This window comes from Streptomyces sp. NPDC002574, assembly GCF_042889545.1.
Lineage (GTDB): Bacteria > Actinomycetota > Actinomycetes > Streptomycetales > Streptomycetaceae > Actinacidiphila.
Genome location: NZ_JBIARB010000008.1, coordinates 68,733 through 81,165, shown reverse-complemented (window position 1 = coordinate 81,165; position 12,433 = coordinate 68,733). Strand labels below are relative to the sequence as shown.

Here is a 12,433-nt window from a genome sequence, read left to right as displayed (position 1 = left end):
GCCGCAGTGACTAATGGGTAGCATCGCTGTGTGAGCATTCAAGTAAGTGTCGAGGAGGTTCAGGCGGCGGGCTTCCCCATGGGGGGCGAGCCCCTGGTCGCGCTGGACCTCGCCGACACTTTGATGATGGTCGCCGAACCGCCCGTCGACCTCATCGAAGCGCCTTCCGCCGCGACCGCCTGGTGGGACGTCCAGTCGCGCCGGCTTCCCCCGGGCCCCGCCCCCACCCCCGTGGCGACGCGCAGGCTCCGTGCCGCGATCCGGGAGGTGCTGGACGCCCACCTGGAGGACCGGCCCGCGGACGCCGCCGCCGTGGACGACGTCAACGCCGCGGCCTCGTCCGTGCCCGCCAGCCCGCGCCTGGTCGTCACCGGCGACGGGCCGCGCGCCGTCACCCGCTGGCACACCGAGCACGGCGGGAACGCGGCACTCGCCGCGATCGCGGGCGAGGCCGTCGCCCTCCTGGGCAGCCCCGACCGGCTGCGGCTGCTGCGGCGCTGCGCGAACCCCGAGTGCTCGATGCTGTTCCTCGCCGAGAACCCGCGACGCAAGTGGTGCACGAGCAACATCTGCGGCAACCGCGCTCGCGTCGCGCGCCACTACGCGCGTACCCACGCGGGCTGACGGTTGTCCCGCGCACCGGGAGGCGGTGATCATGGGGCACCACGCGACCACCGCAGGCGAAGGGTTGACCCATGGTGAGCACGGTCATCATCGGAAGCGAGCGCAGCGAGACCGGCCTGCCGGCCGGGATGGACGTCCTGCGGCGCGGCGGCTCCGCGCTGGACGCCGTCGAAGCGGCGATGCGCCGCTGTGAGGACAACCCCGCCGACCACTACGTCGGCACCGGTGGACTGCCCAACGCGCAGGGCGTCGTGGAACTCGACGCGTCGGTGATGCTGGGCTCCGACCGCCGCTTCGGCGCGGTCGGAGCGCTGCGGGGGTACCCGAACGCGATATCGGTGGCCCGGGCGGTACTGGAGCGGCTGCCGCAGCACTGCCTGCTGGTCGGCGAGGGCGCGGCGCTCTTCGCCCGGGAGAACGGATTCGCCCCCGCCGACCTGCTGACCGACGAGGCCCGCGCCCTGTGGCGGGAACAACTGCTGACGGCCGCCGACGCGGTGGAGGGGGAGAACACCGTCGCGACCGACGGCGACCACCGCTACCGGCGCGCGGCGCTGGACCTGGTGCGCCGGATGGCGCCGCACGAGGGCCCGTGGGGGACGATCAACATCATCGCGCTGGACAGCAGCGGCGAACTGTGTGTCGGGGTCTCCACCTCCGGCTACCCGTTCAAGTACCCGGGGCGGGTGGGCGACTCCGCCGTCCCCGGCGCGGGCAACTGGTGCGATCTGCGGGGCGGCGGGGCCGCCTGCACGGGGCGCGGCGAACTGAGCATGCGCGGCGGCACCGCGCGGACCGTCGTCGACCTGCTCGCCCTGGGCAAGGAGCCCGCCGACGCCTGCCGTATCGCGCTGCGGGAGACCGCGAGCCTGCCCGACGAGTACCGCTCCGAACTGCGGGCGCTGGCCCTCACGCCCGACGGCCGGCACGGTGGCGCGGCCGGCCAGGACGGCAGCGTCTACGCGGTGATGACCGACGGCTCGACCGGCCCGGAACTGCACCCCCGCCGCGTGGCGTGAGGCCGCCCGGGGGCGGGCTCGCCCCCGGGACCCGTGGGCCATGACGGTGATGTACCGGGCCGCCCCGACTGGCCCGCGGCGCCTCCGTGTGCATGGTCCGTGCCGTCGCCCCCACGGTGCCCGCGGCCCCGGCGCCGACGGCCGCCGTCCGGGCGCCCCGGCGCGCGCCGCCACCCCGATGGCGGCGCGGTGCGCGGTGGCGGACCGCGGGGGCACCATCGAAGCTTTTGTTCTGCATCGTGGTGTCTGGTGGTGTCGTGTGCGGTTCCTGCCGTTGTCGGATCGTCGTGGGCGAGTGTCGCTGCTATGGGTGAGGTGAGTGGCGCCGGGCGGGACTCCGGCGGACTGGGCCACGCGTGGTTCCCGCTGGATCCGGGCCTGGAGCGGATCTCGTCGGAGCTGAACGACCTGGCGCGGGCCCAGCAGCGACTGCATCTGCTGATGGCGGCGATGCTGGCGATCAGCCGCGAACTCGATCTGGAAGTCGTGCTGTCCCGCATCGTGTCGGCCGCGGTGGACGTGGTCGGGGCGCGCTACGGGGCGCTCGGCGTGCTCGACGCCAAGGGCGAGGGCCTGGCCGAGTTCCTCACCGTCGGCCTGGACGACGCGGAGCGCGAACGCCTGGCCGGTACGGAACTCCCGCGCGGCCGCGGCCTGCTCGGCTATCTGATCCACCACCCCGAGCCGCTGCGCGTGGCCGACATCGCCCGGCACCCCGAGTCGGTCGGCTTCCCGCCCGGCCACCCGAAGCTGCGGACGCTGCTCGGGGTGGCCATCAGCGTGCACCAGCAGGTCTACGGCAACCTCTACCTGTCCGAGCGCCTCGACGGAGGCCCGTTCGACGAGTCCGACGAGGCGATGCTGGTGGCCCTGGCCGGGACGGCCGGCGTCGCCATCGAGAACGCCCGTCTCTTCGAGCGGGTCCGCGACCGCAACGAGGAGTTCCAGCGCCTCTTCCTGCCCGGGCTGCCCGATCTGCGTCCCGTCGAGGCGGCCGCCGTCTACCGGCCCCCGGTGCAGCCGGAACACATCGGCGGCGACTGGTACGACGCCGTCCTGCTGCCCGACGGCTCCTGCGCCGCCGTCGTCGGTGACGTCGCGGGACACGACCTGCGCGCCGCCGCCGCCATGGCCCAGACCCGCAGCATGCTCCGTGCGCTGCTCTACGAGCTGCGCACGCCGCCCAGCGCCGTCCTGTCCCGGCTCGACAGCACGCAGGACGCCTTCGACGAGCAGAGCGTGACCACCGCCTGCCTGGTCCGCATCGAGACCAGGGGTCCGGACGCGTGGACCCTGCACTGGAGCACGGCCGGCCACCCGCCGCCGCTTCTCGTCACCCCGGACGGCCACGCCCGCTTCTTGTCCCCCGAGCCGGACCTGCCCCTCGGCGTGGACATCTCGGAGCGCCGGCACGACCACGCGCACCGCCTCGAACCCGGCTCCACGGTCGTGCTGTACACCGACGGGCTGGTCGAGCACCGCGACGTGCCCGTCGACATCGGTCTGCGGGCCCTCGCCCAACTCGCCGCCGCGAACGCCCACTTGCCGGTCGACCGGTTCTGCTCGGTCATCGCCGACCAGCACCCCAGCGACGGCCACGACGACCTGGCCATCCTGGCCCTGCGCACCCCCACGGACTGACGCGGCCCACGACCTCCGGCATACCACGGGTCCGGAGCGGCCCCGCGCGTCCCGCGCTCCGGTACGGCCACCCGCGCTTCGCACCTGCGCAATTGCGCGTACTCCCAGGGGATCTTCTCTTGTCATGCGCGCGTGGGACGACCAGGGTCGGGACGAGCCGCGGGCGCGATGGTGCGCCGAGCATCCGAAGACCCACTACCGGGCCCGGGGTCGTGCCGGGCCGTCGGAGGCGCGTTGTCCATGTCATCTCGTACACGGCGCAGGCCCGTTCACAGACCCGGCCGGGCCGGCCTGGCCGCTCTGCTCGCCGCCACCACGGCGCTGGGAGTCGCCGGGCTGACGTCCCCCGCACACGCCGCGGAAGCGGAGCCGGCCGCGCCCACCGGCGCGGAGCCCACTCCCGGCACGGCGACTCCCGCCCTGGTGGAGGGGCTTGACGACGCGGTGGACGCGTCGGCCCCGGCCGCGGAGGCCGCCCGCTCGCATCTGGCCGGTCACCAGGAGCGCTACCGGATCCCCGCACCGGACCGGGACCTGGTCACGGACTCGGTGACGTCGGAGGCCGACGGCTCGGAGACCGTACGGCTCGGCCAGCGGTACCGGGGCGTGCCGGTGCTGGGCGCGCAGTACGTGGTGCGCATGGCGCACCGGGACGGCAAGCGGACCGTCACCGGCACCTCCGGTGCCTACTTCACCGCCCTGGACGTCGACACCGCCCGGCCCGCCCTCCCGGCGGCCACCGCGGTCCGGAACGCCGTCCAGGAGATCCGGTCCGGGCTCGCCCGCGGCGGCTACCGCCCGGCCCACGCCAGGACCGCCGCGGACGACCTGTCGGGCACCGACCGGGGCCTGACCGTGCTGCCCGTCGGCAAGGGCGTGCTCACCCGCCACGTCACCGTGCGCGGCACCGACCCCGCCACCCGCGCACCGCTCGTGCAGGAGGTGTACGTCGACGCCGCCACCGGTGTCACGCTCTTCCAGTCCGGCGGCCTCCCCACCTTCGCGGCACCGGCCCAGGCCGCTTCCGGCGTCCACGCCGAGGGCACGTCGATGAGGACCGGCGAATCCCCCAGGCCCGGCAAGCCGGCCGCGCCCGGCGCCGGTTCGGGCAGCGTCACCGGCAGCGGCACCCTCCTGGGCGGCAGGACCGTGCCGCTGTACCTGACCAAGGACGCCGCCACCGGTCAGTACCTGCTGCGCGACACCGCGCACATGGCGGACAGCAGGCAGCGCGGCGTCATCCAGACCTGGGACGCCTCCAGCCTCTGGTACCAGGACGTCTCCGGCGCCTGGCCCGAGGGTGTCGTCCCCTTCGCCTCGCCCGCGCCGAAGGTGGGCCCCGAGCTCACCGGGACCGGCGCGGTGGACGCGCACTGGGCCGCGGGCCAGGTGTACGACTTCTACCGCGACACCTTCAAGCGCGACAGCCTCGACGGCAAGGGCATGACCATCAACTCCCTCGTCGGTGTCACGGACTTCGGCTCCCCGTTCGTGAACGCCTTCTGGGACCACACCAAGATGGTCTACGGCACCGGCGACGACGAGTACCGCTCGCTCGCCTCCGACCTCGACGTCGTCGGCCACGAGATGACCCACGGCGTGGTCGAGCACACCGCCGACCTCGTGTACGCGGGCCAGTCCGGCGCCATGAACGAGGCGATCGCCGACTACTTCGGCAACACCATCGACGTCACCGTCAACCACACCCCGATGACCGACCCCGACGCGGGCCTCATCGGCGGCGACCTGTGCCGCACCCGCACGCCGAGGCAGTGCGCGTTCCGCGACCTCAACGACGGCGCCTCCACCGCGAAGTTCCTCGGACTGCCGCTCGGGTCCTCGTACGACAACGGTGGCGTGCACATGAACTCCACCATCTTCAGCGGCGCCCTGTGGGACATCCGCGAAGGCCTGGGCGGCACGCTCGCCGACCGCATCGTCTACCGGGCCCTGACCTCCTACATCGCCCCGCTCGACGGGTTCGACGAGGGCCGCGACGCGGTCGTCGCGGCGGCCCGGTCGCTCGGCGTCAAGGGCAATCAACTGGCCACGGTCAAGGGCGCTTTCGCCGCCCACGGCATCGTTCCCGGCTGGGAGAAGTCCCTCGGTCTCGACAGTGACGTCCTCATGGGCCGGGTCGGCACCCTGATGTCGTACACCGGCAGCGGCAACAACCCCAGCGCGGGCAACGGCTGGTGGGCGGCACCGAAGTCCAGCGCCGACAGCCTGGCCCCGTACGCCGTCCGGGTGGGTCGCACCGACGGCTCCGGCAAGCCCCGCCAGGTCTCCCCGAACGACGGGCGCTCCCACCTCAGTCCCGTCACCGACGGCAAGCGCGTGGTCTGGGTGGCCGTCGGCGGCCTCGTCTCCCCTGACGACCCCTACACCCGCACCTACGACATCCTGGCCGCGCCGGTCACCGGCGGCAAGGCGAAGACGCTCTTCAGCACCACCTCCGAGATCGGCGGCCTCAGCGTCGACGGTGACACGGTGGCGTGGTCGTACCGCGAGGAGACGTCCGGGCGCCTGCGGGTCTTCTACCTCAAGGGCGGTGCCACGGTCCCGCGGCAGGTCCCGCTCGGCCGTCAGGAGAACCAGGCCTCCGAGCCGGCGGTGCGCGACGGGCGCATCGCGTACATCCAGGACGGTCTGTTCGACGGCGTCTACGGTGTCGCCGTCGAGGTGTACGACATCGCGACCGGCGCCACCACGATGCTGGGCGCACCCTCGCAGCCGGAGTGGATCAGCGCCCCGGTCCTCACCGACTCCGGGGTGTACTGGCTGATCGACACCGACTACACCGACGACGACCTGACCACGCTGCGCCGTGCGGACCTCGACGGCTCCCATGTCACCGACGTGATACCGGAGAAGAGCGCGCACCCGGTCCGCGCGTACGGCCTGACCGCCTCGGACACCGCGGTCACCCTCACGGTGTACGCGTCCTGGACCCAGGTCTTCGACGACTACAACGACTCCCTGGCCAAGCTCTACCAGTTCACCCCGCAGGGCACCCCGCTCGGACGGGTCTCCTGCAGCCACGGCCAGCAGGCCAACGCTGCGGCCGACACCGGCCGGCGCGTCCTGTGGCTGGACACCACGACCACCGACACGGACCTCGTGACCCGCAACCGCCCCGCCGGCACCTGCTCCTGACCCTCCCCGCAGCAAGTGGGCCCCCGTCGCGACACGTCGCGACGGGGGCCCACTGCCATGACCCGTCTGCGGCTACCCCTCCAGGGGGGCCGCAGCAGGCGTCCGCCTCGGCGGCGTCGCAGGTCACTGGACGAAGTCGATGATGCGCCGGGCCACTTCTTCGGGGTGCGTGATGATGGCGTTGTGAGGGCCGGGGATCATGACCGGCCGCATACCGAGCCGGGCGGCGAATTCCGCGCCCGGCCGGGGCAGCGCTCGGTCGTCCGTACTGAGGAGGTAGAGCAAGGGGACGTCGAGCGATGTCAGATCAGGGGCGTCGAAGGCCTCGGTCTCATAGGCGCCCGGCATGGGAGTGACCAGTGCCGCGACGAGGCGTTGCAGGTCTTCGGAGCGACCCTGCAGGAGGTATTTCCGCACGAAGTCGAAATCGATCGGCCACGTATGGGCGGGTGCATCCAGCAGTTCCCGGACCTGGAGTTTCATCTCCGGGAGGAGTTCGTCGAAACTGCTCCTCCCCGGAGCCGGCACGAAGGCGTTGCAATAGACGACCGCGGTGACCCGGTCCCCGAGTTCGTACGCCGCGTTCGTCACCGGGTACCCGGCCCAGCTGTGGGCGACCAGAACGACTTCCTCCGCCTTGAGACGCTCCACCTGGCGAATGACATGGTCTATGGCATCTCTCGGGCGAGGGGCCACGGTGTCGTCACTGCCTGCGAGGCCCGGAAGCGTCAGCGTCACCGCTTGTTCTCCCGCGGATCTCAGAAGCCGGGCCACGGGTTGCCAGGCCCATCCGCCGTGCCACGCTCCGGGAACCATGACGAAAGGTGACGTTCTACTCATGCGTTCGACGCTACGTCCCGCACGGTTCCGGAGAGCTGCCCGCGGCCGGAAGTTTGATGCCGCCTTGTTGATGCGGGACCGGGGCGCCGTTCATTCCCGGCGAATGGCAAGCAGCGCCGCGTCGTCCTCAAGATCGGAGCCGACGTAGGTGCGGACGTCCGCGAGCAGGTCTTCCAGCAGGGCTTCCGGATCTTCGGTGCGCAGGGCGCTCACGCGTGCGGTGAGCGGATAGAAGCGGTTCGCGGCGTCCCGTGCCTCGGCCACGCCGTCGGTGTAGAGCAGCATCAGGTCACCGCTGACGAAGGTGACAGGGCAGGCGCGATAGTCCCTGTCCACCAGCCCTCGCAGGCCCAACGGCGGCGCGGCGACGGCCGGGATCACCTCACGGCACTTGCCGGCGTGGCAGATCAGCGGTGGCGGGTGGCCGCAGTTGACCACGGCCGCCAGTCCCGGTGCGTCCGGAACGCCGACCAGTACCGCCGTGACGAAATCCTCCCTCGCCGAGCGGCGGGCGAGTGCCGCGTCCAGCCGTTTGGCGACCTCGGCCAGTTCCGGTTCGGCCCGTGCGGCCTCACGGAACACTCCGAGTACGTCGGCAGCGGTCTCCACCGCGGCCAGGCCCTTCCCGCGGACGTCGCCGATGATCAGACGCACTCCGTAGGAGGTGGGCACCGCCTCGTACAGATCCCCGCCGATACGCGCTTCGGCCTCTGCCGCCACGTACCGCACCGCCATCACCAGCGGCCCCAGCCGTCGTGGCACCAGCCGCAGCAGTGCGCGCTGTGCCGCTTCGGCAACGGTGTGCACCTTGGTCAGCTCCCGCTCCTGGGCGGCCAGCACCATGACGCCGGCGCAGCTGAAGAAGGTGGTCGCCACGATCGTGCCCGCCGCGGTCGCCAGAACGACGGCGGGGACGTCCACGTCGTAGGAGGCCAGAGCGACGAGGACGGCGCAGGCAACGGCCCCCGCTGCCGCCGGGACCGCGGCCCGGCGGGTGCCCGCACTCGCGAGCACGGGGAGAGCGGCGAGAACCGGAGCGAACGTGACTCGCGTCCCCACCGCGAAATCCGCGACCACGCACATCAAGACCAGGGCATAGCCGGTGATCTTGAGCCTGCGCGCCCATCGCGGCAGCCATGGCTGGTCCGCGCCTCTCCCGCCGAAGAGACCAGGCATGCGGCGACCCTCCTGCCGATTCGTGTTCTCCTCCCTTCCACGGTTGCTCGCCGAGCGCTCTGCCGCGAGCAGCGGCACCGGGGAGTGTCCCGCTCTCGCGTCGTGCCCCGGTGCCGACAGGGCCGCGGGACGGCTCGAAGGGCTTATTGAAAACGATAACCGTTTGTGTATAGTCCTGGTCAGAGCCCATCACGCACTCCTCGGAGGAATCCATGCCCATGCCCAAGTCCCCGTCCCGGCCCCTGGCCCTGGGTGCCGGGCTCTGCCTCGCGGCCCTCGCCGCCGGATGCGGCACCACGTCGGGCGCCTCGTCGCAGACGGTCCCGTCCTCGGCGTCGTCCCCGGCCGCGTCCGCTCACGTGCCCGTGGTCGCCTCCACGAACGTCTACGGGGACATCGCCCGCCGCATAGGCGCCGGGCGGGTCGACGTCACCTCGATCATCGACAGCCCCGACCAGGACCCGCACTCCTACGAGGCGGGCACGCAGAACCAGTTGGCCCTGTCGAAGGCCAAGGTCGTGATCGAGAACGGCGGCGGATACGACGACTTCGTCGACCGCATGCTGAGCAGCGCCGGCAACGACTCCGCCCGCGTGATCAACGCGGTGAAGGTGTCGGGGAAGACCGCGCCGCCCGGCGGCGAGCTCAACGAGCACGTTTGGTATGACCTCCCCTCGGTCGCCGGGATCGCCGACGAGATAGCCGGCGCGCTCGCCGCCGCCGACCCGGCCGGCGCGAGCGCCTACACGGCCAACGCCACCGCCTTCAAAGCCGAGTTGGAGCCGTTGATGGCCAAGGAGGCCGGTATCAAGGCCGCGCACGGCGGCGAGGCGGTGGCCATCACCGAGCCCGTGCCGCTGTACCTGATCGACGCGAGCGGCCTGCGCAACGCGACACCCCCGGAGTTCAGCGAGGCCGTCGAGGAGGGCGACGACGTCTCCCCGCGGACGCTCCAGGAGACGCTGGCCCTGTTCACCGGGAAGAAGGTGAAGGCGCTGGTCTACAACGAGCAGACCTCCGGCCCGCAGACCCAGGAGGTTCAGAAGGCGGCCGAGGCGGCCGGCATCCCCGTCGTCCCCGTCACCGAGACCCTGCCGCAGGGCAAGGACTACCTCGGCTGGATGACCGCCAACGTCGACGCCCTCGCGGGCGCGCTGGGCGCATGAGCGACCCCGCCGCGGCCCGCATCCCCCGGGCCCGCCAAGGCGGTTGGCCCGGCAGCGGCACGGCACCGGTGATCAGCCTGCGCGGCGGCGCACTCGCCTACGGCTCGCGCGTGGTGTGGGAGGGGCTGGACCTCGACGTGCGCCCCGGTGAGTTCCTGGCCGTCCTCGGTCCCAACGGGGCAGGCAAGACCAGTCTGGTGCGGGCCCTGCTGGGCCACCGGCCGCTCTCCGCAGGGACGTTGACCGTCCTTGGCGCGCCCCCGCGCGACGGCAGCCGGCACATCGGCTACATCCCGCAGCAGGCCGCGCTGTCCGCGCAGACCATGTTGCGGTCCCGGGACCTGGTGCGGCTCGGCATCGACGGCCACGTCTTCGGGCCGCGCCGGTCCGGCCGCGCGGTCCGCCGCCGCGTCGACGAAGTACTGCGGTCGGTCGGGGCGGACGCGTACGCGGACGAACCGGTCGGCCTGCTCTCGGGCGGCGAGCGGCAGCGGGTACGGGTCGCGCAGGCGCTGGCGGGCGATCCGCGGATCCTGCTCTGCGACGAGCCCCTGCTCTCCCTGGACCTGCACCACCAGCGGGCGGTGACCGGGCTCGTCGACGCCCGGCGCCGTTCGCACGGCACCGCCGTGGTGTTCGTGACCCACGAGATCAACCCGGTGCTGGGCGCGGCCGACCGCGTCCTCTACCTCGCCCGCGGCGGCCACCGCACCGGGCCCCCGGACGAGGTGCTGACCTCGGACTCGCTGTCCCGGTTGTACGGGACCCGGGTCGACGTCGTCCGCGTCGGCGGCCGCGTCACGGTCGTCGGCGCGCCCGACGAGGCGGCCGGCCCTCCCCACCACGCCGAACCGCCGGAAGTCACGGGGGTCCGGCAGACAGGAAAGGCAGGGCGGACATGACGGGCACGACGCTCGCCGACGGCCTGTGGCAGCAGGTCTTCGTCTTCGACCACTACGGCGAACTCCTGCCCCTGGTCCGCAACTCGCTGATCGCCGGGGCCGTGATCGGCCTGGTCGGCGGCCTGGTGGGGGTCTTCGTCATCATGCGGGACCTGCCGTTCGCCGTGCACGGGATCAGCGAGCTGTCCTTCGCCGGGGCCTCGGGCGCCCTGCTGCTGGGGGTGAACGTGGTGGCGGGCTCCATCGCCGGATCCCTGGTCGCTGCCGGGGCGATCGGGGTGCTCGGCGCGCGGGCCCGTGAGCGCAACTCGGCGATCGGCATCATCATGCCGTTCGGGCTCGGCCTCGGCGTGCTCTTCCTCGCGCTCTACAAAGGCCGCGCGGCCAACAAGTTCGGCCTGCTCACCGGGCAGATCGTGGCGGTCGACACCCCTCGGACGACCTGGCTGATCGGCACGTCCGCGCTCGTCCTCGTCGCCCTGGCGATCATGTGGCGGCCGCTGACGTTCGCCAGCGCGGACCCCGAGGTCGCGGCGGCACGCGGCGTGCCGCTGAAGGGACTGTCCTTCGCCTTCATGCTCGCGCTCGGGGCGGCGGTCGCGCTGTCGGTGCAGATCATCGGGGCGCTGCTGGTCCTCACCCTCGTCGTGACCCCCGCGGCCGCCGCGGCCCGTGTGACCGCCTCACCGGTGCTGCTGGCGGTGCTGAGCGCGGGGTTCGCGATCCTCTCGATCGAGGGCGGCATCCTCCTCGCGCTGGGCAGCACCATCCCCATCAGCCCCTACGTGACGACGATCTCGTTCACGATCTACGCGTGCTGCCGTCTGGCGGGCCGTCGGGGCCCGCGGCGGGCAGCCCGTCCCAGAACCGCGTGAGGGCGGCCGCCGTGGCGGCCGGCTGCTGGATGTTGGGCGAGTGCTCCGCGTCCGCCACGACGGTCCGGTGGGCGCCGAGCCGGCGGGCCATGTCCGCGAGGAGGTCCGGCGCCCAGGCGTCGTCCCGGTCGCCGTACAGGACGTGCAGCGGCAGCGCCGTGACGGCGGCCAGCTCCTCCGTCCGGTCGGGCCCCTCCAGCAGCCGGGCGCCGGCGACACGCAGTTGCACCGGGCTGTTGCGCAGCCAGCGCTGCCGCAGGATCTCGGTGTCGGCCGGTGTCGCGGCGGCCGGCTTGAGCTCCTGCATGACGTCCCAGATCTGCTGCATCGTCATGGTGACCAGGGCGTCCAGGAGCAGCTTCAGCAGCAGCCCGCGCTCCTCGCCGACCTCCGCGGGCCCGGACGACATCAGCGTGAGGGAGAGGAAGGGACGGCGGTCGGTGAGGACGGCGGCACGGGCGACCTGTCCGCCCATCGAGTGGCCGAGCAGGTGCACGGGCGTGCCCAGGGCCTCCGCCTGCGCCAGCACGTCGGCCACCAGGGCCTCCTGCGCGTAGGCGGCCTCGTCGTCCGGGCCCGTCGTCCCGTCCTGGCCGCGGCCGTCGACGGCGACCGCGCGGTAGCCGGCGTCCACCAGGGCACTCAGCAGGGGTATGAACTCGTCCTTGCTGCCGGTGTAGCCGGGCAGCAGCAGGACGGTGCCCCGGGCAGCGGTACCGGGAGCGGCTTCCAGGGCGGCGAACGCACCGCGCCGGGTCGGCAGCGTCGTACGGCGGGCCCCGGCCGGCAGGGCGAAGACGGAGAGCGATGTTTCGTCGGACACCAGCGAAGCCTATGCGGCCGCGTTTCTCCCCCTCGCACGGGCCGGCCGGGCGCGGGCCGGGGCGCGCGTCGGCCGGCGGGTTGGCCGCAGGCCGCCGCGTAGGTCCACGTCAGGCGGGGAACGTGAGCGGGACATGGGCCGCGCGCACGATTCCGGCCACCCCCAGTGGCGCCGGGACGCAGGGGGGAAGCCGATCGTTCCGAGGCGCGCC

The 12,433-nt window shown here is 72.8% G+C and carries 10 protein-coding genes; 7 read left to right on the top strand and 3 right to left on the bottom strand.

The window, feature by feature from the left end; translation table 11 throughout:
• Nucleotides 1-30 precede the first annotated feature (30 nt).
• The 4 genes from ACFYXS_RS20400 to ACFYXS_RS20385 all read left to right on the top strand — a co-directional run bounded on the left by ACFYXS_RS20400 (nucleotide 31) and on the right by ACFYXS_RS20385 (nucleotide 6,440).
• Entirely contained in the window at nucleotides 31-624 is a 594-nt protein-coding gene (locus tag ACFYXS_RS20400; protein WP_389250029.1) for a CGNR zinc finger domain-containing protein, read from the top strand.
• Between the two features lie 71 nt (nucleotides 625-695).
• The gene (locus ACFYXS_RS20395; RefSeq protein ID WP_389250027.1) at nucleotides 696-1,643 is read left to right on the top strand and encodes a N(4)-(beta-N-acetylglucosaminyl)-L-asparaginase; all 948 of its coding nucleotides are present in this window, start codon (nucleotides 696-698) and stop codon (nucleotides 1,641-1,643) included.
• 306 nt (nucleotides 1,644-1,949) lie between these two features.
• On the top strand, nucleotides 1,950-3,284 hold the full coding sequence (locus tag ACFYXS_RS20390) for a PP2C family protein-serine/threonine phosphatase (RefSeq protein ID WP_389250025.1): 1,335 nt from the start codon (nucleotides 1,950-1,952) through the stop codon (nucleotides 3,282-3,284).
• A gap of 240 nt (nucleotides 3,285-3,524) precedes the next feature.
• Nucleotides 3,525-6,440 carry a M4 family metallopeptidase gene (locus ACFYXS_RS20385; protein ID WP_389250023.1) on the top strand — a complete coding sequence of 972 codons (2,916 nt, stop codon included), beginning with the start codon at nucleotides 3,525-3,527 and terminating at the stop codon, nucleotides 6,438-6,440.
• 123 nt (nucleotides 6,441-6,563) lie between these two features.
• On the opposite strand, the gene ACFYXS_RS20380 is transcribed toward ACFYXS_RS20385, so the two are convergent.
• Both ACFYXS_RS20380 and ACFYXS_RS20375 read right to left on the bottom strand, forming a co-directional pair.
• Entirely contained in the window at nucleotides 6,564-7,256 is a 693-nt protein-coding gene (locus ACFYXS_RS20380; protein ID WP_389250822.1) for an alpha/beta fold hydrolase, read from the bottom strand.
• 114 nt (nucleotides 7,257-7,370) lie between these two features.
• Nucleotides 7,371-8,456 carry a PP2C family protein-serine/threonine phosphatase gene (locus ACFYXS_RS20375; RefSeq protein ID WP_389250021.1) on the bottom strand — a complete coding sequence of 362 codons (1,086 nt, stop codon included), beginning with the start codon at nucleotides 8,454-8,456 and terminating at the stop codon, nucleotides 7,371-7,373.
• A gap of 218 nt (nucleotides 8,457-8,674) precedes the next feature.
• On the opposite strand from ACFYXS_RS20375, the gene ACFYXS_RS20370 reads away from it, so the two are divergent.
• From ACFYXS_RS20370 to ACFYXS_RS20360, 3 genes are read left to right on the top strand one after another with little or no spacing between them, the layout of a single operon-like run.
• Nucleotides 8,675-9,622: a metal ABC transporter solute-binding protein, Zn/Mn family gene (locus tag ACFYXS_RS20370; RefSeq protein ID WP_389250019.1), complete on the top strand. Its 948-nt coding sequence runs from the start codon at nucleotides 8,675-8,677 to the stop codon at nucleotides 9,620-9,622.
• Nucleotides 9,619-10,524 (top strand): metal ABC transporter ATP-binding protein, encoded by a 906-nt coding sequence (locus tag ACFYXS_RS20365; protein WP_389250017.1) that lies wholly within the window; start codon nucleotides 9,619-9,621, stop codon nucleotides 10,522-10,524. The genes ACFYXS_RS20370 and ACFYXS_RS20365 overlap by 4 nt, the downstream gene beginning before the upstream one ends.
• Nucleotides 10,521-11,399, top strand: coding sequence for a metal ABC transporter permease (locus ACFYXS_RS20360; RefSeq protein ID WP_389250015.1), 879 nt, complete (start codon nucleotides 10,521-10,523; stop codon nucleotides 11,397-11,399). The genes ACFYXS_RS20365 and ACFYXS_RS20360 overlap by 4 nt, the downstream gene beginning before the upstream one ends.
• Here the strand turns inward: ACFYXS_RS20360 and ACFYXS_RS20355 are convergent.
• A complete protein-coding gene (locus ACFYXS_RS20355; protein WP_389250013.1) occupies nucleotides 11,326-12,222 on the bottom strand; it encodes an alpha/beta fold hydrolase in 897 nt (298 codons plus the stop codon). The two genes, ACFYXS_RS20360 and ACFYXS_RS20355, sit on opposite strands and share 74 nt — an antisense overlap.
• Nucleotides 12,223-12,433: the final 211 nt, after the last annotated feature.

What these genes read in the sequence shown, in the direction of transcription:
- ACFYXS_RS20395 (WP_389250027.1), top strand. Translation starts at nt 696, where the DNA reads ATGGTGAGCACGGTCATCATCGGAAGCGAGCGCAGCGAGACCGGCCTG.
- ACFYXS_RS20390 (WP_389250025.1), top strand. Translation starts at nt 1,950, where the DNA reads ATGGGTGAGGTGAGTGGCGCCGGGCGGGACTCCGGCGGACTGGGCCAC.
- ACFYXS_RS20385 (WP_389250023.1), top strand. Translation starts at nt 3,525, where the DNA reads ATGTCATCTCGTACACGGCGCAGGCCCGTTCACAGACCCGGCCGGGCC.
- ACFYXS_RS20380 (WP_389250822.1), bottom strand. Translation starts at nt 7,256, where the DNA reads ATGGTTCCCGGAGCGTGGCACGGCGGATGGGCCTGGCAACCCGTGGCC.
- ACFYXS_RS20375 (WP_389250021.1), bottom strand. Translation starts at nt 8,456, where the DNA reads ATGCCTGGTCTCTTCGGCGGGAGAGGCGCGGACCAGCCATGGCTGCCG.
- ACFYXS_RS20370 (WP_389250019.1), top strand. Translation starts at nt 8,675, where the DNA reads ATGCCCAAGTCCCCGTCCCGGCCCCTGGCCCTGGGTGCCGGGCTCTGC.
- ACFYXS_RS20365 (WP_389250017.1), top strand. Translation starts at nt 9,619, where the DNA reads ATGAGCGACCCCGCCGCGGCCCGCATCCCCCGGGCCCGCCAAGGCGGT.
- ACFYXS_RS20360 (WP_389250015.1), top strand. Translation starts at nt 10,521, where the DNA reads ATGACGGGCACGACGCTCGCCGACGGCCTGTGGCAGCAGGTCTTCGTC.